Here is a 19,740-nt window from a genome sequence, read left to right on the forward strand (position 1 = left end):
GTCGCCTCATGAATGGTCTCGGTGGACTGAACAAATCCCCGAACGGCGTCGTCATCGGCCTCGTGCAGCTTCAATTGCCGACCATCGCCACGCGGGCCGACATCGCGGCACAGACCGACCGCATCGTCGCGATGGTGGCCAAGGCCCGCGCCAATCTGGCGACGATGGATCTGGTCGTCTTTCCCGAATACGCGCTGCACGGCCTGTCGATGGACACCCGTCCCGAGATCCTGTGCACGCTCGACGGGCCCGAGGTTTCCGCCTTCAAGCGGGCCTGCCGCGACAACCGGATTTGGGGCTGCTTCTCGATCATGGAGGCCAACCCGAACGGCAACCCGTTCAATTCCGGCCTCATCATCGACGATACGGGCGAACTGAAGCTCTATTATCGCAAGATGCACCCCTGGGTGCCGGTGGAGCCCTGGGAGCCGGGCGATCTCGGCATCCCGGTGATCGAGGGGCCGAGGGGGGCCAAAATCGGCCTCATCATCTGCCACGACGGCATGTTCCCCGAGATGGCGCGCGAATGCGCCTACAAGGGCGCCGAGATCATGATCCGCACGGCCGGCTACACCGCGCCGATCCGCGAATCCTGGCGCTTCACCAACCAGGCGAACGCCTTCTGCAACCTGATGGTGACCGCCAACGTCTGCATGTGCGGTTCCGACGGCACCTTCGACTCGATGGGCGAGGGCATGATCGTCGACTTCGACGGCGCGATCATCGCCCACGGCACCACCGGCCGCGTCGACGAGATCATCACCGCCGAGGTGCGGCCGGATCTGGTGCGCGAGGCGCGGGCGCATTGGGGCGTCGAGAACAACATCTACCAGCTCGGCCACCGCGGCTACACGGCGGTGAAGGGCGGCGCGGGGGACTGCCCCTACACCTACATGCACGACCTCGCCGCCGGCCGTTACCGCCTGCCGTGGGAGAATGCGGTGCAGGTGACGGACGGCACGTCGTGCGGTTTCCCCGCCCCGACACGTGCTTATGGTGAAGACCCGACGACCCCGGCTCGGGAGGCGGCGGAATGAGCGTCATCCCCTTCCCCTCCACCGATGCGAGCGACGGGGGACGCTTCGTCGCCGCCGAGCCCTATCCCTGGCCCTATGACGGCTCGCTCGATCCGAAGGCCACGGCGCTCGTCATCATCGACATGCAGACCGACTTCTGCGGCAAGGGCGGCTACGTCGATGCCATGGGCTACGACCTCGCCCTGACCCGCGCGTCGATCGAGCCGATCGGGCAACTCCTCGCCGCCGCGCGGAAGGGCGGTTACCCCGTGATCCACACCCGCGAGGGCCATCGGCCGGATCTCGCGGATCTTCCCGCCAACAAGCGCTGGCGCTCGCGCCGGATCGGGGCCGGCATCGGCGATCCCGGCCCCTGCGGGCGGGTGCTGGTGCGCGGCGAGCCGGGCTGGGAGATCATCCCGGAACTGGCGCCGCTGCCGGGCGAGATCGTCATCGACAAGCCGGGCAAGGGCTCGTTCTGCGCCACCGACCTCGAACTGATCCTGACGACGCGGGGCATCCGCAACCTGATCCTGACCGGCATCACCACGGATGTCTGCGTCCACACCACGATGCGCGAGGCCAACGACCGCGGCTTCGAATGCGTGATCGTCTCCGACGGCACCGCCGCGACCGACCGCGGCAACCACGAGGCGGCCCTGAAGATGGTGACGATGCAGGGCGGCGTGTTCGGCGCGGTCGCCTCCTCCGCGGCGATCCTCGCGGCGATGGGCTGAGGCCGCCATGGCGAGTGCTGCCTCCCTCTCCGGCGCCCTCGGCGTCGAGACCATCGGCATGACGAAGCGCTTCGGCGGCTTCACCGCCCTCGACGACGTCTCGATGAAGATCGAGGCCGGCGGCTTCCACGCCCTGCTCGGCGAGAACGGGGCGGGCAAATCGACCTTCGTCAAATGCGTGATGGGCTTCTACGCACCGACCGCCGGCTCCGTCCTCGTCGATGGCCGCGAGGCCGAGATCACGGGGCCGAAGGGCGCGCAAGGGCGCGGCCTCGGCATGGTCTACCAGCATTTCACGCTGGTGCCCTCGTTGACCGGCGCCGAGAACCTCGTCATCGGCCGGGCCGACGCCCCCGCCATCCTCGATTGGAAGGCCGAGCGCGCAGCTTTGGCCGACTTCATGGCCCGGATGCCGTTCCGGTTGAACCTCGACCGGCCGGTGGCGGAACTCGCGGCGGGCGAGCGGCAGAAGCTCGAGATCGTCAAGCAGCTCTACCTCAAGGCCCGGTTCCTGATCCTCGACGAGCCGACCTCCGTGCTGACGCCGGCCGAGGCCGAGGAGGTGCTGGGCCTGCTGCGCGGCATGGCCGATGCGGGCGCGCTCACGGTGCTGATGATCAGCCACAAGTTCCGCGAGGTCGAAGCCTTCGCCCGCACGCTCAGCGTCCTGCGGCGCGGGCGGCTCGTCGGCGGCGGCGCGGTCGGCGCGCTGTCGCGGGACGACATGGCGGCGATGATGGTGGGCGAGCGCACCGTGCGGACGGTCGCCGCGCGGGTCGGCGAACCCGACCCGGAGCGCGAGATCCTGCGGGTGGACGGCCTGACCGCCACCGATGTCTCCGGCCTGCGGCGGATCGATGTCGCGGATCTGCGCGTGCGCGCCCACGAGATCGTCGGCATCGCCGGCGTCTCCGGCAACGGGCAGAAGGAACTCGCCGACGTGCTCGGCGGCCAGATCCGCGCGACGGGTGGGCGCGTGACGGTGCAGGGCGAGCCCTATCGCGGCACGCGGGCGCAGAGCCGTCGGCACCGGGTGCGCTTCATTCCCGAAGAGCCCCTGCGCAACGCCTGCGCGCCGCGGATGTCGGTGGCCGAAAATCTCGCCTTCCGCGCCTTCGACCGGCGCGGCGACGATCCCGCCGGTGCCCCGACCCTCTGGCTCGACCGACGCGCCATGAGCCGACGGGCGAAGGATTTGATCGCCCGCTTCAAGGTCAAGACCGCCTCCTCGGAGGCGCCGATCGCCACGCTGTCGGGCGGCAACGTGCAGCGCGCCGTGCTCGCGCGCGAACTCACCGACCCGGTCGACCTCCTGATCGTCGTCAATCCCTGCTTCGGCCTCGATTTCGCGGCGGTCGCCGAGATCCGCTCCCGCATCGTGGCGGCGCGCAACGCCGGCGCCGCCGTGCTGCTGATCAGCGAGGATCTCGACGAGATTCTGGAACTGTCGGACCGCATCTGCGTGATGTCGGACGGACGCCTCGTCTACGAAACGCCCGCCGCGGCGGCCGAGGCCGGGGTGATCGGCCGCCACATGGCGGGGCATCACTAGGTCGGGGACTGCTTCAGGTTCACGGGGTCACACCTTGATCCGCTTGGTGAGCATTACAGTTGCGTTCGATGACGGTGTGGTTGGGAGTTTGCCGTGTCGGGCGGCTGGCGCTGTCGCCGTCGTTTTGCGCCGGAGGCACGGGGTTTGAGGTGCGCTTGGCGCGCGGCCGCCTGATGCGCTCGTCCGCCAGGGCGGCGATGCGATGACATGGGCGGGCTGGATGCGCCGTCTCAGGGGCACGCTGCCCGGCAGCGCCGGATCAGCATGGCTTTGACGCCAGACCGGCGCACTAATCCCCATGCCCAAAAACCGGCCGAACCGCTGATTGTCATCGATCGGCTCCATCGGCATCCGCTCAGCGCTTCCCGCTCCCGCGGCCTGTCCTGGCCCTGGTCTTGCTCTGAAATCCCCTCGGGCGCCCATGCGCAGCGCCGGCAAGCCGCGGCGGGCAACGCCGTCGAAAAGGGGCAGACATTCATGATGGGCAGCATCGTCACGCGCGTGGCCGGGGCACTTCTGTGCGCGGCCGTCGCGGCGGCTCCGGTGCGGGCGGCGGACAAGCTCAAGGTGGGCTTCGTCTATGTCGGCCCGGTCGCCGATTACGGCTATTCCTACCAGCACGACCTCAGCCGCAAGGCGCTCGCCGAAGCGCTGCCCGGCCAGGTCGAGACGACCTTCCTCGAGAACGTGCCCGAGGCCGACAGCGAGCGCTCGATCGAGAAGCTCGCCCGCTCGGGTGCCGGCCTGATCTTCACGACCTCCTTCGGCTTCATGGAGCCGACCCTGAAGGTCGCCAAGAAGTTCCCCAAGGTGAAGTTCGCCCACGCCACCGGCTACAAGCGGGCCGATAACGTCTCGACCTACTCGGCCCGCTTCTACGAGGGCCGCTACATCTGCGGGAAGATCGCCGGCAAGCTGTCGAAGTCGGGCACCGTCGGCTACATCGCCTCCTTCCCGATCCCCGAAGTCGTGAGCGGCATCAACGCCTTCATGCTCGGCGCGCAATCGGTCAACCCGGACATCAAGATCAAGATCGTCTGGGTGAACACGTGGTTCGACCCCGGCAAGGAGGCGGAGGCCGCCAAGGCGCTCCTGGCCCAAGGCGCCGACATCCTGACCCAGCACACCGATTCCGCCGCGCCGTTGCAGGAGGCGGAGAAGGCCGGCAAGCTCGCCTTCGGCCAATCCTCCGACCAGTACCGCTTCGCCCCCAAGGCGCAGCTCACCTCGATCGTCGACGATTGGAACGGCTACGTCATCGCGCAGACCAAGGCCGTTCTCGACGGCACGTGGAAGAGCGGGGACACCTGGGCCGGCATCAAGGACGGCATGGTCGTGCTGGCACCCTTCACCAACATGCCCGACGACGTGAAGGCGCTGGCCGAGGAGACCAAGAAGGGGATCGTCGAGGGCAGGATTCACCCCTTCCAGGGGCCGGTGCTCAAGCAGGACGGCTCGGTCGCGGTGAAGGAGGGCGATCAGGCCCCCGATCCGATGATCCTCGGCATGAACTGGTATGTGAAGGGGATCGACGACCGGCTGACGCAGTAGAAGCGGGCGCAAATCCCTGAAAAAGGAGGCGCCGCCGGGGCGATCCGGCGGCGCCTCTTCGCGTTTCGATGCCCGTCAGGGACGCGGCCGGGGCGGCAGACGGCGCTCCTCGGCCGGGGGCGGGGCCGTCTCCACCGGCACGCCGGTGCCGGGTGCGGCCGGGATCGCCTCGCCCGAGCGGAACGCCTCCCGCTCGTTCGGGAGGGCAGCTGCCCCTTCCGTGCCGCCCGGGGCGGTCGCTCCCGGGCTGCCGGCCGGGGCACCGGTCGATCCCTGGGCGAAGGCGGCACCACCCAGGCCCGCGAGAACGCCCAGGGCGAGCGTGGCTGTCGTAATGAGACGCATGGGACGGACTTTCCGGTTGCGGAGGCGGGAGCGGGCGATGTCGCCGGGCGGCAGGACCCTTGGGATGCGCCTCACCGATGACGCTTCCGGTGCGAACGGGCGGTCTTTCCGCGCCGTCCGCCCGGAGCGGTGACGCGCGATTGGCCGGCCGGGGGCGTCACCGTGCCCTGCGCACGGGCACCAGGGGCGGTGACGACGCCGCTGCCGAGGCAGAAGGCTGCGACGAACCAGGCGAGGAGGGGCAGGCCGAGGCCGAGAAAGGTCCGTCTCACGCGCATTGTCGAGGCTCCCGTGGGGCCGTCGCGGCCACCCTTTGCGCTGTTGGCGTGAGCAAGGGCCGTGCCGCCGGAACCGTTCAAGCAGCTCACTCGGGAAGCCGCTGCCGCGGCCGTAACGCCCGCGGCAGCGGCTGGCTGTAAAGGTAAAGAATGTGTTTCACGTGAAACAGGCCGCTCGGGCCGCCGCGCCTGTGGGCGTGAAAGTCCGCATGTCGCCAGGGTTCGTCAGGCCCGTCCGGTCGGTGGGCCGCTCGACGCCGACTTGGTCGGTCTCCGCCGCCTGTGCCGGGTGCCCTCCGGCAGCGTGCGGACGTGCGGGTTGGCGATCGAGATGCCGGGCGCCGCGTGCGTTTCGATATATGGTTCAGCCTCTCCGCGTCGGTGACCGTCAGGAGCGCGATGCCGACATCGATGAAACCGTCGCAAGAGGGCTGCCGCCCTATAAAGCTCTGAGCGGTGAGGCCGCCCCGCATTGGGGGGCACGGAAAGGGGGATGGGTGCGCAACAGCACTCCTCGCGAAAGAGGCGTGCCAGGTCCCCCGCTTTGTCGAAAAATTCCGCAAATTCGTTCTAAGGCCATAGGCGAATTTGTGTTTTCAGGTTCGAACGCCGAGGGGCTCGAACCTCACATCTCGGCTGTGCCGTATCTATGTGCACAGGGCCAAAGCACTTCCTGTTGTTTTGCGAGGCATCGATGCTCAGTTTCTGGGACATACGACGTCGGATGTTCTGATCGCGACGCCGCAGCCCGACTCGGAGATTGACGACATGATCTCACGCATTGCCGCAGGCGCGATCCTCGGCCTCGCCCTCACCACCGCGGTTTCGGCCCAGAGCTACAACGCGCCGGCCGGCATCCCTGCCGTCACCGCTCCGGGCGGCCTCGTCGGCATCGCCGGCCCGGGCAACGTCGAGCGCTACCTGGATCGTGACGGCCGCCACGGCACGGTGTCTGTCGATGGCGTCTACACCACCGGCTCCACCGTGCGGGGCGCTCGCGCCGATCACGGGCGCTGACGCATCCAAACGATCTGACGACCTCCGTCTCGACGGCCCGAAGGGCCGGCCGCACACCAAAGCGGTCGGCCCTTTTCATTGGCCCAATCGGGCCCACTCGCCCGATTTCGAACGGGCCCGGCCTCGCCGAGGCCGGAGACTCACCTTCGGCTTTTCAACTTTCTCGAACGGTTCGTTCGATCTTATTCCAGTTTTCGGAAAGCTCAGAGGGGTCCATCTTCGCTGCATCAGAGGACGGATGAACCGGCCGTCCCCGCCACTCGCCGATGGAGTATCCCATGACCCGCATCATTGCCGCTCTCGCTTTCTCCCTCGCCGTCGGTGTGACCGGCCCGGCCTTGGCCCAGAGCTATAACGCCCCGGCGGGCATCCCCGCCGTCACTGCCCCGGGTGGCCTCATCGCCGATGTCGGTGCCGTGCAGCGTTCCTCGGCGCGCGATGCCCGTCTCGGAACCCTGCCGGCGGACGCTGAGCTGAACACCGGCTCGGTGCGGCGGATGCATCACGCACGCTGACGGCCGTCCGTTCGAGCGAAACGCCCGATCGCCGGGATTCCTCGGCGCGGACGGTCCCGAAATCCGTGCGCATCCTAAAGCCGGCCCTCGCGAGGGGGTCGGCTTCGGTCGTTCTCGGCCGCGGCCTCGCGCTTGCTTGTCGGAGGTCTCGCCGCGGCGGCGGGACGCCGGGTTGGGGGCAGAGCGCATGCAGGGTCCGGGGACGCCGACACTCGACCAGCTCCGGGTCTTCCTCACCGTGGTGGAGACCGGCAGCTTCGCCGCGGCCGGGCGGCGGCTGAACCGCGCGACCTCCGTCATCAGCTACACGATCGCCAATCTGGAGCTTCAGCTGGGTCTGGCCTTGTTCGACCGCGAGGCGACGCGCCGGCCCCAACTCACCGAAGGCGGCCGGGCGGTGCTGGCGGAGGCCCGCACCGTTGCCCACGGCATCGACACGCTGCGGGCCAAGGTCAGCGGCCTGCTCAGCGGTCTCGAAGCCGAACTCGGCTTCGTGTCGAGCGTGCTGATGCCCGGCGCCCGGCTCATCGACGCGCTCACCGCGTTCCAGGCCGCCTTCCCGACCGTGTCCCTGCGCCTCAATGTCGAGGCGCTCGGTGCAGCTCAGCAATTCGTCACAGACGGCCGGGCCGATCTCGGGATCACCGTGGAATTGTGGACCCGCGACAGCGACCCGCTCGAATTGATCTCTGTGGGCGACGTCGAGATGCTGCCCGTGGCCGCGCCGAACCATCCCCTTGCCGGGGCGGACGGCCTGGTGCCGGGGGCGGCGCGCGAGCATGTCCAGCTCGTCATCACCGATCGCTCCCCGCTGTCGCAGGACCAGGAGTTCGGTGTGGTCGCCAACCGCACGTGGCGGCTGTCGGATCTGAGCACCAAGCACACCCTGCTGCTCGCCGGGATCGGCTGGGGCAGCATGCCCGCGCACATGGTCGAGGCGGACATCGCCGCGGGCCGCCTCGTCGAGCTGAACCTGCCCGAGGCCCGGCGCCGCCGGCTGCCGCTCACCGTGATCTACCGCACCGACCATCCCCCGGGACCGGCCGGGCGCTGGCTGATCCGCCGCTTGGTCGAGCAGGCGGAGCGCGAGGCGGCGGCGCGGGCGGCCTGACGGGCGAAGAGGTCATGCGTCCGCCGTCTCCTGCGCCGCCATGACCTGGCGAAAAATCCGGTCGGGGGCGAACGGCGTCGCGGTCAGCCGCGCGCCGGTGGCGTCGCGGATCGCGTTGGCCAGGGCGGCGGCGACGGGGTTGTAGGGCGCCTCGCTCATCGATTTCGCGCCCAGCGGACCGACCGTGTCGTGGGTGTCGGCGAACCGAACCTCGGTCACCGGCACGTCGGCCATCGCCGGGATGTGGTAGTTGCGCAAGGTCCGCGTGACGACCGCGCCCGCTTCGTCGAAGCGATAGTCCTCGTGGAGGGCCGCACCGAGCGCCTGCGCCACCCCGCCCTCGATCTGCCCGCGGCACTGCACCGGGTTGATGACCCGGCCGGCATCCGCCGCCTGGACGCTTCTGAGGATGCGGATCTCGCCGGTCTGCGGATGGACGGCCACGCGAAAGGCCTGGACGTTGAAGGCGACCGAGCGTGGCGTCCCGTCGGCCTCGCCCGCGGCCTCAAAAGCGGCGCCCTGTGCGAGGGTGGTCAGGGCGATGAGGCCGGCGGGCGTCTCGACGCCGTCGCGGGTCAGGCGGCACGCGTCCGCCTTGACGCCGGACCGCTCGGCGGCGGCCGCGCGAAGCTGGTCCGCGAGCGCCGTGGCCGCGCGGACATTCGCTTGGCCCGCCACCACGGTGCCCGTGCTGCCGTAGGCGCCGGTATCGTGCCGGACGGCGTCGGTGTCGGCCTGGATCAGGCGGATGCGCTCGGGCGTGGTGCCGAGCACCTCGGCGGCGATCTGTCCGTGCACGGTGCTGGTGCCGTTGCCGAACTCGGCGGTGCCGACCGCGAGGGCATAGGTTCCGTCCGGTTCGAGACGGATGCGGGCATGGGCGACGTGGCCGCGCGGCGGGATCGTGTCGATCATGGCCATCGCCATGCCCTCGCCGACGCGCCAGTCCGGCCCCGGCGGCGCCTCGCCGCTGCCGTCCGCCAGGGCGGCCTGGGCGAGGTCGAGGCACTGGTCAAGCCCGTAGGAGCCGTAGACGACGTCGTGCGGCTCCAGGCTCGTCGACACCATCGGGTCGCCGGGCCGCACCGCGTTGAGGCGGCGCATCGCGAACGGGTCGATCCCGAGAGCCCGGGCCAGTTCGTCCAGCGCCGACTCCACGGCGAAGATGGTCTGGCTCAGACCGTACCCGCGAAAGGCCCCGGACGGCAGGGTGTGGGTGTGGACGGCGTAGCCCTCCACCCGCTTGTTCGGGCAGGCATAGGCGGCGATGCTCTCGTTGCAGCCGTGGTGCAGCACGCCGCCGGCATGGTTGCCGTAGGCGCCGGTGTTCGAGAGCACTTTCAGTGAGAGCGCGGTGAGGCGCCCGTCGGCCCGCGCGCCGGCCTTCACCCGCACCCGCATCGGATGGCGTGTCGTCGCCGCGCAAAAATTCTCCTCGCGGGTCATCTCGTAGGAGACCGGGCGGCCGGTCCGCAGCACGGCGAGCGCCACGAGATCCTCGGTCAGCATCTCCTGCTTGCCGCCGAAGCCGCCGCCGACCCGGCCGCAGAGCACGCGCACCCGGTCCCGGTCGAGATCGAACAGGCGGCACAGGGCGTCGCGGGTCAGGAAGGGCACCTGCGTCGAGGAGCGCAGGGTCAGCCGCCCGTCCGCGTCGAGCCAGCCGAGCGCGCCGTGCGTTTCGAGATGCACGTGCTGCACCCGCTGCGAGACGTACTCCGCCTCGTGGATATGGTCGGCTTGGCCGAAGCCTTCCTCGACATCGCCGATGGCCCCGTGCGCCTCGGCGGCGAGGTTCGGGTGGGCGAGGAGCGGCGGTGCATCGTCGCCGGGCCGCGGCGGGTCGCGGTCGGCCGGATCGTGGACGAGGGGCGCATCCGGGTGCAAAGCCGCCTCCGGATCGAACACGGCGGGCCGCACGTCGTATTCCACCCGCAGCGCTTGCACGCCCATGGCTGCCGCCGCCACGCTTTCGGCGACCACCACCGCGACGCGCTGGCCGTGGAAGCGGATCACGGAATCGAGCACGCTCGTGTCGGCGGCGTCGTCGAGCGGGTTCTCGTGCCGCCCGGTCGAGAAGCGGCGGCGTGGGACGTCCTCGTGGGCGAGCACCGCGACCACGCCGGGCACCGCCAGCGCCGCCGCCCGGTCGATGGCCCGGATACGGGCATGGGCGTGGGGGGCGCGCAGCACCTTCAGGTGCAGCAGACCCGGCACGGCGGTGTCGAAGGTGTAGGCAGCCCGGCCGGAGACGAGGGCGCGGCTCGCCGGGGCCGGCAGGGAGCGGCCGACCGGGCCGCCCTCCGCCATCTGCGAAGAATCGGCATGGGCGATCCCCGCCACCGCGTCGCGGATCGCCCGGTAGCCGGTGCAGCGGCAGAGATTGCCCTTGAGCGCCGTGCCGAGATCCTGCCGCTGGCCCTGGTCGAGGACGGCCGCCGTCATGATCATGCCCGGCGTGCAGAAGCCGCACTGGAAGCCCTGCGCGGCGCAGAACGCGTCCTGCATCGGGTGGAGGTGTTCGGGCGGCCCGTCCCCCGGTGCGCAGGGGCCGGCGAGGCCCTCGATCGTGGTGACGCCGCGCCCCTCCGCCAGGAAGGCGGGCATGAGGCAGGAATGGACCGGCTCGCCATCGAGATGGACGGTGCAGGCGCCGCAATCGCCCGCGTCGCACCCCTTCTTGACCCCGAACCAGCCGAGATCCCGCAGCAGCGTGCGCAGGCACTGGCCGGGCCGGGCTGCGGCCTCCTGAACTTGCCCGTTGACGGTGAGCCTCATCGGGCGAGTTCCTCCCGGATCTCTTCGGCGAGCCGCCCGGTGACGTGACGGCGCCAATCCGGGGCGCCGTGGACGTCGTCGTACCAGCCGTCCGCAGGGATCGCGGCCGCGATCACGCCTTGCAGAGCATCCATCGTCGGCAGGGCGTCGAAGCCGAACTGGACCGGGCGCGGCGTCGAAGCCGTCACGGTGAGGGCGAAGGCGCCGCCCCGGTCGCGTGTTCCGATGACCAGCGCGCCCGAGCGGCCTTCGGGAGAGAGGGCGATACGGCGGAAGGCCGTGCGCCGCCGCAGGGCCGTCGCCGGCAGTTCGATACAGCGCAGGATCTCGCCGGGGGCGAGCGCCGTGCACTGCGGCCCCAGCACGAAGTCGATGACGGCCAGGCGCCGCTCGCTGCCATCGGGGCGGTGCAGCACGCAGGTGCCGTCAAGGGCGGCGGTGAGCGCGATCATCGGGCCGGCCGGCAGGGCGAGGCAGAGATTGCCGCCGACGCTCGCCCGCTTCCAGATCTTGAACGAGCCGAGCAGGGCCCGGCAACACTGCCCGACGAGCGGCGCGGCGATCCATTCCTTCGGCAGGTCGAGCCGGTCGAGTTCGGCGATGGTCCCCGTCGCCGACAGGCGCAGGCCCGCCTCGGACAGCTCGGCCGCCGGCCAGCCGAGAGCGGACAGGTCGATCAGCCGGGCCAGGGTGGGCTGCGGCTCGGAGAACAGCCACGTCCCGCCCGCGAGCCACGCATCGCCCTCGCGCCAAGGGGGCAACGCGTCGAGGGAGCCCGGTCTCAGGACGGCGGTGATCGTGTCGAGATCCATCGGGGAGGCCGGGCTGCAAGACTTCGTTCGAGACTTCGTTCGAGGCTTCGTTCGACGGCGGAGACGGCCGAAGCCGCCTTATACGACGTCCGGGGCCGCGCGGCGCCGGGCGTCGCCGCCGCTTCCGGCGCTATTGACCCTCGGCCGCCGTCACCGCATGCGTCCAGGCCCCCTCGGGCTTGCGGGTGATGACGGGCTGGTCGGTGCCGCCGGCGAGCAGGATGGCGACGGTGCGCTCGTAATCGGCGGGGTCGAGCCGGCCGCCGGACGTGTCGAGCAGCTTGGCGATCTCGCGCATCATCCGCTTCTGGTGCGTTTCGGTCTGGGCGCCGCTGGCGTCGTTCTCCAGCACGATCTCGGCCGCCTCGTCGGGATGGGCGGCGGCATAGGCCCAGCCCTTCTCGGAGGCCGCCACGAACTTCGCCAGCCGGGCGACGAAGGCCTTGTCCTTCAGCTTCGGTTCGAGGGCGTAGAGCCCGTCTTCGAGCGCGGCGACGCCCTGGTCCTCGTAGCGGAAGACGACGAGCTGCTCCGGCTTGAAGCCGGCATCGATCACCTGCCAGTACTCGTTGTAGCTCATGGTCGAGACGCAGTCGGTCTGCTTCTGGATCAGCGGATCGACGTTGAAGCCCTGTTTCAGCACCGTCACGCCACCGGGCGAACCGTCGGTCTTGAGGCCGAGCTTGGCCATCCAGGCCAGGAACGGGTACTCGTTGCCGGCGTACCAGACCCCGAGCGTCCGGCCTTTCAGGTCGGCGGGCGACTTGATGCCGGTATCCGCCCGGCAGGTCAGCATCAGGCCCGACTTCTTGAACGGCTGCGCGATGTTGACGAGCGGCACGCCCTTCTCGCGCGAGGCCAGCGCCGAGGGCATCCAATCGACGACGACGTCGGCGCTGCCGCCCGCGATGACCTGGGGCGGGGCCACGTCGGGCCCGCCCGGCTTGATCGTCACGTCGAGCCCGGCTTGGGCGTAGTAGCCCTTGGCCTGGGCGACGTAGTAGCCGGCAAACTGCGCCTGGGGCACCCATTTGAGCTGGAGCGTCACCCGCTCCGCCGCCCGCGCGCCGCCCGCCGCGAGCCCGAGCAGCGCCGCCCCGGCGCAGAGGAGCGCTCTCATCGTTTTCCCCGCCATCTCAGACTCCTTCAACCTGTCCCCTTCGGGACTTACCCCTGCGGCCTTCGGCCGTGGTTTTTCGAACGAATGCGGGCGGCCTCCTCCGTCAGCCGGCGCGCACGGACGGGTGCCAGCCGGTCGCGGCGCGCTCGGCCAGGGCGATGAGGCCGTAGAAGGCCGACCCCGCCAGGGCCGCCAAGGCGATCTCGGCCCAGACCATGTCGAGGGAGAGCCGCGCCGCCTCGATCGAGATGCGAAAGCCCATGCCGACGATGGGCGTGCCGAAGAACTCGGCCACGATCGCCCCGATCAGCGCCAGCGTCGCGTTGACCTTCAGGGCGGTGAACAGAAAGGGCAGCGCCATGGGCAGGCGCAGGCTCAGGAGCGTGCGCGAATAGCCCGCCGCGTAGGTGCGCATCAGGTCGCGCTCGATCGAACCCGTGGCGGCGAGGCCGGCGCCGGCCTGGACCAGCATCGGGAAGAAGGTCATCACCGCGACCACCGCGGCCTTCGACGGCCAGTCGAAGCCGAACCACATCACCATGATCGGGGCGATGCCGACGATCGGCAGCGCGGAGGCGACGTTCGCCACCGGCAGGAGGCCGCGCCCGAGAACGGGCAGCCGGTCGGCCAGGATCGCCACGCCGAGGCCCGACAGGCTGCCGATGACATACCCCGGCAGGGCCGACTTCAGGCAGGTCTGGACGAAATCCGCCCCGAGGACGGGAAGGGCGGTCGCGAAGCGCGCGGCGATCGCCGAGGGCGGCGGCATCAGCACGGCGGGCACGCCCGCGCCCACGACGACGACCTCCCACAGCACCAGCATGAGGATCCCGAACAGCACCGGCACGGCGAGCCGCACGAGGCGGCGGGCCGCAGCATGGCCCGGCTCCAGGGCGGCGAGGTCGCGCGCGGCCAGCGTGGCGGCGAGCCAGACCAGGAAGGCGGCGAGCCAGAAGCCCGGCCCCGCCGCGCCGGCCAGGCCGGGCCGGTGGGCGGCGATGGCGAGCGCCGCCCCGCCGATCAGCGCGGCGGGCGTGAGCAGGCCGATCCGTGCGGCGCGATGCGTCATCGGGCACTTCCTGCTGAGGGCCGGGCGCCGAGGGCGCGGGCGGTCGCGCGTTCCGCGAGGCCGATCCCCTGGACGAGGAGCGCCGAGAGCGCCGCCGCCGCGAACAGGGCCGCCCAGATCTGGATCGTCTGGCCGTAATAGGAGCCGGCGAGCAGCCGCGCCCCGAGCCCGGCCTGCGCCCCGGTCGGCAGTTCGGCGACGATGGTGCCGACGAGGCTCGCCGCGACGGCGATCTTCAGGCTCGCAAACAGGTAGGGCAGGGCGGCCGGCCAGCGCAGGCGCGCCAGGATCTGCCCGCGGGAGGCCGAATAGGTCCGCATCAGGTCGCGCTGGATCCGGTCGGGGGCGTTCAGCCCCTTCACCATGCCGACCGTGACGGGGAAGAAGCAGAGATAGGCCGCGATCACCGCCTTCGGCAGCAGGCCGGTCAGGCCGGCCGCGCCCAGCGCCACGATGATGATCGGTGCCACGGCCAGGATCGGCACGGTCTGCGAGGCGACGATCCAGGGCATCAGGCTCGCCTCGACGCTGCGCAGGTGCACGACCGCGACCGCGAGGGCGATGCCGAACAGCGCGCCGATGACGAAGCCGGTGAGCGTCGCCGAGAGGGTGACCCAGGCGTGATAGACGAGACTGCGCTTCGAGCTCAGCGGCACGCCGAGGACGCTGCGCGACAGCTCCGAGACCACCTGATGCGGTGCCGGCACGACAGGCCGCTCCTGCGCCATCGTCGCCGCGGCGATGCCCGCGGCGTCGGGCGCCGCGCCGGCCCTCGCCAGCGCGTCCGCGGCGGCGTTCCAGTTGCCGAGCAGGGCAGCGAGATACCAGCCAACGAGAAGTGCCAGCACGACGCCGGCCACCGGCAGCGCCCGGCCGCGGGGAAAGGACGCCGCCTTACGCGTCATAGGCATGACCGGCGCGCAGGCCCTCGCGCACCCGCTGGCCGAGGCGCAGGAACTCGGGCGTCTCGCGGATCTCCAGCGGACGCTCCCGCCCGAGCGCGGTGCAGTCGACGATGTCGATGATCCGGCCGGGGCGCGGCGACATCACCACGACGCGGGTCGAGAGGTAGACCGCCTCGGGGATCGAGTGGGTGACGAACAGGACCGTCTTGGCGGTCTTGCGCCACAGCGCGAGGAGCTGCGCGTTGAGGTGGTCGCGCACGATCTCGTCCAGCGCCCCGAAGGGCTCGTCCATCAAGAGCAACTTCGGATCGAAGCAGAGGGCGCGGGCGATCGAGGCCCGCTGCTGCATGCCGCCGGAGAGCTGCCAGGGATACTTGTTGGCGAAGCCTGTGAGCTGGACAAGGTCGAGGTAGTGCGCCACGCGTTCCCGCCGCTCGACGCGCGGCACGCCGAAGATCTCGAGCGGCAGGGCGACGTTGCGCGCGATCGTCCGCCAGGGATAGAGCGCCGGCGCCTGGAACACGAAGCCGTAGTCGCGCCGCAGCCGCGCCGCCTCGGCGCCGACGCCGTTGACGGTCAGTTCGCCGCCGGTCGGCCGTTCGAGGTCGGCGACGCAGCGCAGCAACGTGGTCTTGCCGCAGCCGGACGGGCCGATGAAGGAGACGAACTCGCCCGGCGCCACCGCGAGATCGACGTCGGCAAGCGCGTGAACCGGCCCGTCGGCGGTGGTGTAGGTCAGCGACAGCCCGCGCGCGGCGATGACGGGCGCGGCCGGCACCGCGCAGGGCGCCGGTTGCTCGAACTCGGGCGGCTGTTTGAGGGCGAGGGCGCCGGCACGCGACATGGCAGGCTTTCGTTCCGTGGGTTTCAGGTCGGCTCTCGATGGGGCGTCCGGGAGCCGGGGGCAGGCCGAGGGGGAGGGGAAGGAAGGCCCGCCGCCGGACATCTTCGCAGCACCGGATCGAGCATTTTCCGTGCCGTCCGCGCCGAACGGCGCGAAGGCGCCCGGCGGCCGAGATTGGCCGCGCCGGATCGCCGCTCAGGCGCTCCTGAGGGCCAAAGCCGGCCCTTCGGCGGGCCGGGCTCCGACGGCGCGGGCGGCGCGCGCCGGCTCGGCCGGGGCGGATCCGCTCCGCGGCGCGCGGGGAAGCGTGCGGTAGCGGCGCTCGCTGTAGAGCAGCGCGTCGGCCTGCCCCGACGCGGCGACAGCCTCGACCGCGCAGTAGAGCACGTCGTGGCTGCCGACGCCGTGGCGCCCGACGATGCGGCAGTCGAAGCTGACGAGGGCGTCGGTGAGCGCGGGCGCCCCGCTGCGCAGCCGCCGCCACGTGCCGGCCGCGAAGCGCTCGTCCACGGGCGTGCGGCCACCGAACAGGCCCGCCACCGTTTCGTGGCCCTCGCCGAGGGTGTTCACGCACAGCGTCCCGTTCTGGGTGAGGGCGGCGTAGGCGGAGGAGGCGCGGTTGACGCAGACGAGGAGCGTCGGCGGCGCGTCGCTGACGCTGCACACGGCCGAGGCGGTGAAGCCGGCCCGCCCGCCCGGCCCGTCGGTGGTGATCAGATGCACCGCGCTCGCGAGCCGGGACATCGCTTCGCGGTAGGCGGCCGCATCGACGGGGACGGCTGCGGCGCTCTCGGACTCGGTCTTGAACTCGGTCATGGCGGCGGCCTTTCGTGAGGTCGGGTCGCTTCAGGGACGTGCGAGGAAGTCGAGGAGCGTGCGGTTGAAGGTTTCGGGGCGGGTGACGCTGTGGGCGTGGCCGCCCTCGGGCGCGAGGTCGAGGCGGGCGTTGGGGAGCCCGGCCGCGAGGATTTCCGAGGCGGTGAAGGGCACGAGGACGTCGTCGCGCGCGGCCATCAGCAGGGTCTCGTGCGGGAGGCGCCCGAGTGCGCCGGTCGCGTCGAAGGCCTCCAGCGCGGCGATGCGCGCCAGCACCGTCTGCTCGCCGGGGAAATGCGCCAGCGCCTGCGCCTCGTCGTCCGCGACCCGCGCGGCGTTCTCGGAGAGCCAGGGCGCCGGGTAGAGGAAGATCGCCTGGGCGCGCACGAACGCCTCGGGGCCGGATTGCGTCAGCAGCGCCTTGCGGGCGGAAAAGCAGCGGCGGGTCGCCGGGTCCATCGCCGCCCAGCCGTTGATCACCACGATCCGTCCCACCCGCTCGGGATGGGTGAGGGCGAGTTGCAGGGCGATGAGGCCGCCCAGCGCGTGGCCGACGATATCGGCCGTGCCGATGCCGAGATGGTCGAGCAGGTCGAGGACGTCGCGGGCCATGGCCGCGATGTCGTGGCCCGGTTCGAGCGGACCCGGCGAGCGCCCGGTGCCGCGGTGATCGTAGGTGACGACCCGGAAGCGCTCGGCCAGCACCGGCACTTGCGGCGCGAAGTAATGGGCCGAGCCGCCGAGCCCGGGCGAGAGCAGCACGGCGCGCCCGCCCTCCGGCCCGTGCACCGCGTGGTGGATGAGCGCGGCCATCGGCTCAGGCCGGCTTGCCGATATGGGCCACCGAGGCGATCTCGACGAGTGCGTCCGGCTTCACCAGCCCGCACTGGATGCAGTAGCGCGCCGGCTTCTCGCCGGGGAAATACGCCGCATAGACGGCGTTGATCGCGCCGTAATCGGCCCAGTCCTTGAGGAAGATGTGGTTGAAGGTGACGTCGTCCATCGAGCCGCCCGCGGCCTCGACGACGCCCTTGATCGTTTCCAGCACGTGCCGGGTCTGCGCGCCGGCATCACCCTCGTGGACGACGTTCGCCTCCGCATCGAGCGGCAGGGTGCCGGAGACATAGAGCACGCCGTCGGCGAGGGTGCCGGGCACGTAGGGCGCGAGCGGCTTGCCGGTGCCGGGCGGGATCACGACGGTCTTGGGCATGGGGGCAGTCTCCGGTCAGGCGGGGATGCGGCGGGTCTCGTTCGGAGCGAGCGCAGCCTCGAAGGCGGCGACGTCCGACACCCAGCCGAAGAAGGTCTCGATGTTGCGCAGCGCCCCCTCCTGCAGGGCGGGCGGGCCGGCCTGATGGGTGGCGTCGGCGAGCACGATCCCGAAATACTCGCGGTGGTAGCCGTCGCGCAGGGTCGATTCCACGCAGACATTCGTGGCGATGCCGGTGAAGACCAGCGTGCGGATGCCGCGCACCCGCAGCATGCTGTCCAGCGGCGTGTTGTAGAAGCCGCTGTAGCGGGGCTTGGGCAGGACGATGTCGTCGGGCTCCGGCGTCAGCGCATCGACGAGGGCGTAATCCCACGTGCCCTTGGCCAGGAGCCTCTGGTTCATCTCCGGCCGGCGGCGCATGGTCTTGAGCGCGTTCGACTTGTGCCAGTTCGGCGAGCCCGGCCCCCCGGCCTCGACGTAGTCCGGGTCCCAGCCGTTCTGGAACCAGACCACGCGGATACCGGCCGCGCGGGCCGCCGCCACGGCCCGGGCGATCCGCTCGATCACAGGGCCGGTCGCCGACACGTCGAAGCCGGCGAGATCGAGATAGCCGCCCTTCGTCGCGTAGGCGTTCTGCATGTCGACGACGATGAGCACGGTCGTGTCCGCGTCGAAGGCGATCGGCTCGGGCCGCGCCGGCAGCGCGACCGCGCCGTGGCGGCCGGACGGATCGCGGTAGCCCGCGGGGGCATCGGCCGCCATCACGCCACCGCCGCCAGTGCTTCGCCCGTGACGTGCCGGCGCGAGCGCATCAGCGGCTGGATCTTCGTGCCAAAATCGTCGAGGCCCTTCAGGAAGTCGTCGAAGACCAGCAGCACGCCGCCGGTGCCCGGCACCGTCACCACCTCGTCGAGCAGGGCGGCGACGGTGGCGTGGGAACCGACCAGGGTGCCCATGTTGATGTTCACCGCCGAGGTCGGGTCGGCCATCTGGCGGATGTTGGTGTCGGCGCCGGACTTGGTGTCGGCCGCGCCCTGGAGGCCGAGCCACGCGATCGCCTCGGCGTCGGCGCCGGCCTTGTAGTGCTCCCACTTGGCGCGGGCCGCCTCGTCGGTCTCGTCGCTGATGACCATGAACAGGACGTAGGAGGACACCTCGCGGCCGGTCTTCGCCTTGGCCTCCTCCAGCCGCTCCACGGTCGGGGCGAAGGCGGTCGGCGTGTTGACCCCCTTGCCGAAGCAGAAATTGTAGTCGGCATAGGTGGCGGTGAAGGCCATGCCGGCGGCGCTCTGCCCGGCGCAGATGATCTTCATCTCCGCCTGCGGGCGCGGACTCAGGCGGCAATCCTCCATCTGGAAGAATTCGCCCTTGAGATCGCTGTGGCCGGTCCCCCACAGCTCGCGCAGGACCTGCGCGTATTCCGAGAGATACTCGTAGCGGCGGCCGAAATACTCGTCGCCGGGCCATAGGCCCATCTGCGCGTATTCCGGCCGCTGCCAGCCGGTGACGAGGTTGATGCCGAAGCGGCCGTTCGAGATCGAGTCGATGGTGGAGGCCATGCGCGCGACGATCGCCGGCGGCAGGCACAGGGTCGGGGCCGTGGCGTAGAGCTTGATCCGGCTCGTAACCGCGGCGAGCCCGGCCATCAGCGTGAAGGATTCGAGATTATGGTCCCAGAACTCTGTCTTGCCGCCGAAACCGCGCAGCTTGATCATCGAGAGCACGAAGTCGAGGCCGTACTGTTCCGCCTTGAGCGTGATCTGTTTGTTGAGCTCGAAGCTCGGAAGATATTGCGGGGCGTTCTCCGACAGGAGCCAGCCGTTGTTTCCGATCGGAATGAAGACGCCGATATTCATGGCGTGATCTTTGGCGTGATCTTTGGCGTGATCTGTGGCCTGGGTCATGACAAACCCTCGCTCGCTCGTCCGGCCGGCGCTTTGAAGGGCCGGCGACAGATCTGGACGGTAGCGAATCAGACCATTTGGTCAAACTCTGAGAGCCGATATTTGACCGTTTGCACAAACTCTCCGCGCGATGCCCGCGCGGCGGGCCGCTTCTGCTTAC

At 70.6% G+C, this 19,740-nt stretch carries 20 protein-coding genes; 7 read left to right on the forward strand and 13 right to left on the reverse strand.

Features of this window, described 5'->3' with window-relative positions; all coding sequences use genetic code 11:
- The first annotated feature begins 8 nt into the window (after positions 1-8).
- From E4V01_RS08605 to E4V01_RS08620, 4 genes are all read left to right on the forward strand, one after another.
- Positions 9-1,037: a formamidase gene (locus tag E4V01_RS08605; RefSeq protein WP_135298073.1), complete on the forward strand. Its 1,029-nt coding sequence runs from the start codon at positions 9-11 to the stop codon at positions 1,035-1,037.
- Complete coding sequence (locus tag E4V01_RS08610) at positions 1,034-1,753, forward strand: cysteine hydrolase family protein (protein ID WP_135298074.1); 720 nt, start codon at positions 1,034-1,036, stop codon at positions 1,751-1,753. The genes E4V01_RS08605 and E4V01_RS08610 overlap by 4 nt, the downstream gene beginning before the upstream one ends.
- Positions 1,754-1,760: 7 nt before the next feature.
- Positions 1,761-3,305 carry an ABC transporter ATP-binding protein gene (locus E4V01_RS08615; RefSeq protein WP_135298075.1) on the forward strand — a complete coding sequence of 515 codons (1,545 nt, stop codon included), beginning with the start codon at positions 1,761-1,763 and terminating at the stop codon, positions 3,303-3,305.
- Positions 3,306-3,782: 477 nt separating this feature from the next.
- Positions 3,783-4,856, forward strand: coding sequence for a BMP family ABC transporter substrate-binding protein (locus E4V01_RS08620; RefSeq protein ID WP_135298076.1), 1,074 nt, complete (start codon positions 3,783-3,785; stop codon positions 4,854-4,856).
- Between the two features lie 75 nt (positions 4,857-4,931).
- On the opposite strand, the gene E4V01_RS08625 is transcribed toward E4V01_RS08620, so the two are convergent.
- The gene (locus E4V01_RS08625) at positions 4,932-5,201 is read right to left on the reverse strand and encodes a hypothetical protein (RefSeq protein WP_060769361.1); all 270 of its coding nucleotides are present in this window, start codon (positions 5,199-5,201) and stop codon (positions 4,932-4,934) included.
- A 71-nt stretch (positions 5,202-5,272) separates the two neighbouring features.
- The gene (locus E4V01_RS08630; RefSeq protein ID WP_135298077.1) at positions 5,273-5,479 is read right to left on the reverse strand and encodes a hypothetical protein; all 207 of its coding nucleotides are present in this window, start codon (positions 5,477-5,479) and stop codon (positions 5,273-5,275) included.
- 768 nt (positions 5,480-6,247) lie between these two features.
- Here E4V01_RS08630 and E4V01_RS08640 point away from each other — a divergent pair.
- From E4V01_RS08640 to E4V01_RS08650, 3 genes are all read left to right on the forward strand, one after another.
- Complete coding sequence (locus tag E4V01_RS08640; protein WP_135298078.1) at positions 6,248-6,496, forward strand: hypothetical protein; 249 nt, start codon at positions 6,248-6,250, stop codon at positions 6,494-6,496.
- A 278-nt stretch (positions 6,497-6,774) separates the two neighbouring features.
- Complete coding sequence (locus E4V01_RS08645; protein ID WP_060772207.1) at positions 6,775-7,011, forward strand: hypothetical protein; 237 nt, start codon at positions 6,775-6,777, stop codon at positions 7,009-7,011.
- Positions 7,012-7,198: 187 nt separating this feature from the next.
- Positions 7,199-8,122, forward strand: a complete 924-nt coding sequence (locus E4V01_RS08650; RefSeq protein ID WP_135298079.1) for a LysR family transcriptional regulator — start codon at positions 7,199-7,201, stop codon at positions 8,120-8,122.
- A 12-nt stretch (positions 8,123-8,134) separates the two neighbouring features.
- On the opposite strand, the gene E4V01_RS08655 is transcribed toward E4V01_RS08650, so the two are convergent.
- From E4V01_RS08655 to rutA, 11 genes are all read right to left on the reverse strand, one after another.
- Positions 8,135-10,900: a molybdopterin-dependent oxidoreductase gene (locus E4V01_RS08655; protein WP_135298080.1), complete on the reverse strand. Its 2,766-nt coding sequence runs from the start codon at positions 10,898-10,900 to the stop codon at positions 8,135-8,137.
- The gene (locus tag E4V01_RS08660) at positions 10,897-11,712 is read right to left on the reverse strand and encodes a xanthine dehydrogenase family protein subunit M (protein WP_135298081.1); all 816 of its coding nucleotides are present in this window, start codon (positions 11,710-11,712) and stop codon (positions 10,897-10,899) included. Before E4V01_RS08660 ends, E4V01_RS08655 begins: the two co-directional genes overlap by 4 nt.
- Before the next feature lie 130 nt (positions 11,713-11,842).
- Entirely contained in the window at positions 11,843-12,832 is a 990-nt protein-coding gene (locus tag E4V01_RS08665; protein WP_210234745.1) for an ABC transporter substrate-binding protein, read from the reverse strand.
- A gap of 103 nt (positions 12,833-12,935) precedes the next feature.
- Positions 12,936-13,901: an ABC transporter permease gene (locus tag E4V01_RS08670; protein ID WP_135298083.1), complete on the reverse strand. Its 966-nt coding sequence runs from the start codon at positions 13,899-13,901 to the stop codon at positions 12,936-12,938.
- Complete coding sequence (locus E4V01_RS08675) at positions 13,898-14,806, reverse strand: ABC transporter permease (protein ID WP_135298084.1); 909 nt, start codon at positions 14,804-14,806, stop codon at positions 13,898-13,900. The genes E4V01_RS08670 and E4V01_RS08675 overlap by 4 nt, the downstream gene beginning before the upstream one ends.
- Entirely contained in the window at positions 14,796-15,650 is an 855-nt protein-coding gene (locus E4V01_RS08680) for an ABC transporter ATP-binding protein (protein ID WP_135298085.1), read from the reverse strand. The genes E4V01_RS08675 and E4V01_RS08680 overlap by 11 nt, the downstream gene beginning before the upstream one ends.
- 195 nt (positions 15,651-15,845) lie before the next feature.
- Entirely contained in the window at positions 15,846-16,466 is a 621-nt protein-coding gene (rutF, locus tag E4V01_RS08685) for an NADH-dependent FMN reductase RutF (RefSeq protein ID WP_135298086.1), read from the reverse strand.
- Between the two features lie 30 nt (positions 16,467-16,496).
- Positions 16,497-17,279 carry a pyrimidine utilization protein D gene (rutD, locus tag E4V01_RS08690; protein ID WP_135298087.1) on the reverse strand — a complete coding sequence of 261 codons (783 nt, stop codon included), beginning with the start codon at positions 17,277-17,279 and terminating at the stop codon, positions 16,497-16,499.
- A 4-nt stretch (positions 17,280-17,283) separates the two neighbouring features.
- Positions 17,284-17,676, reverse strand: coding sequence for a pyrimidine utilization protein C (rutC, locus tag E4V01_RS08695; protein WP_135298088.1), 393 nt, complete (start codon positions 17,674-17,676; stop codon positions 17,284-17,286).
- A gap of 15 nt (positions 17,677-17,691) precedes the next feature.
- Complete coding sequence (rutB, locus tag E4V01_RS08700; RefSeq protein WP_135298089.1) at positions 17,692-18,438, reverse strand: pyrimidine utilization protein B; 747 nt, start codon at positions 18,436-18,438, stop codon at positions 17,692-17,694.
- Complete coding sequence (gene rutA / locus E4V01_RS08705) at positions 18,438-19,532, reverse strand: pyrimidine utilization protein A (protein WP_135298173.1); 1,095 nt, start codon at positions 19,530-19,532, stop codon at positions 18,438-18,440. The genes rutB and rutA overlap by 1 nt, the downstream gene beginning before the upstream one ends.
- Positions 19,533-19,740: the final 208 nt, after the last annotated feature.

The organism is Methylorubrum sp. Q1, from assembly GCF_004683995.1.
GTDB lineage: Bacteria > Pseudomonadota > Alphaproteobacteria > Rhizobiales > Beijerinckiaceae > Methylobacterium.

What these genes read in the sequence shown, in the direction of transcription:
- E4V01_RS08605 (WP_135298073.1), top strand. Translation starts at nt 9, where the DNA reads ATGAATGGTCTCGGTGGACTGAACAAATCCCCGAACGGCGTCGTCATC.
- E4V01_RS08610 (WP_135298074.1), top strand. Translation starts at nt 1,034, where the DNA reads ATGAGCGTCATCCCCTTCCCCTCCACCGATGCGAGCGACGGGGGACGC.
- E4V01_RS08615 (WP_135298075.1), top strand. Translation starts at nt 1,761, where the DNA reads ATGGCGAGTGCTGCCTCCCTCTCCGGCGCCCTCGGCGTCGAGACCATC.
- E4V01_RS08620 (WP_135298076.1), top strand. Translation starts at nt 3,783, where the DNA reads ATGATGGGCAGCATCGTCACGCGCGTGGCCGGGGCACTTCTGTGCGCG.
- E4V01_RS08625 (WP_060769361.1), bottom strand. Translation starts at nt 5,201, where the DNA reads ATGCGTCTCATTACGACAGCCACGCTCGCCCTGGGCGTTCTCGCGGGC.
- E4V01_RS08630 (WP_135298077.1), bottom strand. Translation starts at nt 5,479, where the DNA reads ATGCGCGTGAGACGGACCTTTCTCGGCCTCGGCCTGCCCCTCCTCGCC.
- E4V01_RS08640 (WP_135298078.1), top strand. Translation starts at nt 6,248, where the DNA reads ATGATCTCACGCATTGCCGCAGGCGCGATCCTCGGCCTCGCCCTCACC.
- E4V01_RS08645 (WP_060772207.1), top strand. Translation starts at nt 6,775, where the DNA reads ATGACCCGCATCATTGCCGCTCTCGCTTTCTCCCTCGCCGTCGGTGTG.
- E4V01_RS08650 (WP_135298079.1), top strand. Translation starts at nt 7,199, where the DNA reads ATGCAGGGTCCGGGGACGCCGACACTCGACCAGCTCCGGGTCTTCCTC.
- E4V01_RS08655 (WP_135298080.1), bottom strand. Translation starts at nt 10,900, where the DNA reads ATGAGGCTCACCGTCAACGGGCAAGTTCAGGAGGCCGCAGCCCGGCCC.
- E4V01_RS08660 (WP_135298081.1), bottom strand. Translation starts at nt 11,712, where the DNA reads ATGGATCTCGACACGATCACCGCCGTCCTGAGACCGGGCTCCCTCGAC.
- E4V01_RS08665 (WP_210234745.1), bottom strand. Translation starts at nt 12,832, where the DNA reads ATGAGAGCGCTCCTCTGCGCCGGGGCGGCGCTGCTCGGGCTCGCGGCG.
- E4V01_RS08670 (WP_135298083.1), bottom strand. Translation starts at nt 13,901, where the DNA reads ATGACGCATCGCGCCGCACGGATCGGCCTGCTCACGCCCGCCGCGCTG.
- E4V01_RS08675 (WP_135298084.1), bottom strand. Translation starts at nt 14,806, where the DNA reads ATGACGCGTAAGGCGGCGTCCTTTCCCCGCGGCCGGGCGCTGCCGGTG.
- E4V01_RS08680 (WP_135298085.1), bottom strand. Translation starts at nt 15,650, where the DNA reads ATGTCGCGTGCCGGCGCCCTCGCCCTCAAACAGCCGCCCGAGTTCGAG.
- rutF (WP_135298086.1), bottom strand. Translation starts at nt 16,466, where the DNA reads ATGACCGAGTTCAAGACCGAGTCCGAGAGCGCCGCAGCCGTCCCCGTC.
- rutD (WP_135298087.1), bottom strand. Translation starts at nt 17,279, where the DNA reads ATGGCCGCGCTCATCCACCACGCGGTGCACGGGCCGGAGGGCGGGCGC.
- rutC (WP_135298088.1), bottom strand. Translation starts at nt 17,676, where the DNA reads ATGCCCAAGACCGTCGTGATCCCGCCCGGCACCGGCAAGCCGCTCGCG.
- rutB (WP_135298089.1), bottom strand. Translation starts at nt 18,438, where the DNA reads ATGGCGGCCGATGCCCCCGCGGGCTACCGCGATCCGTCCGGCCGCCAC.
- rutA (WP_135298173.1), bottom strand. Translation starts at nt 19,532, where the DNA reads ATGAATATCGGCGTCTTCATTCCGATCGGAAACAACGGCTGGCTCCTG.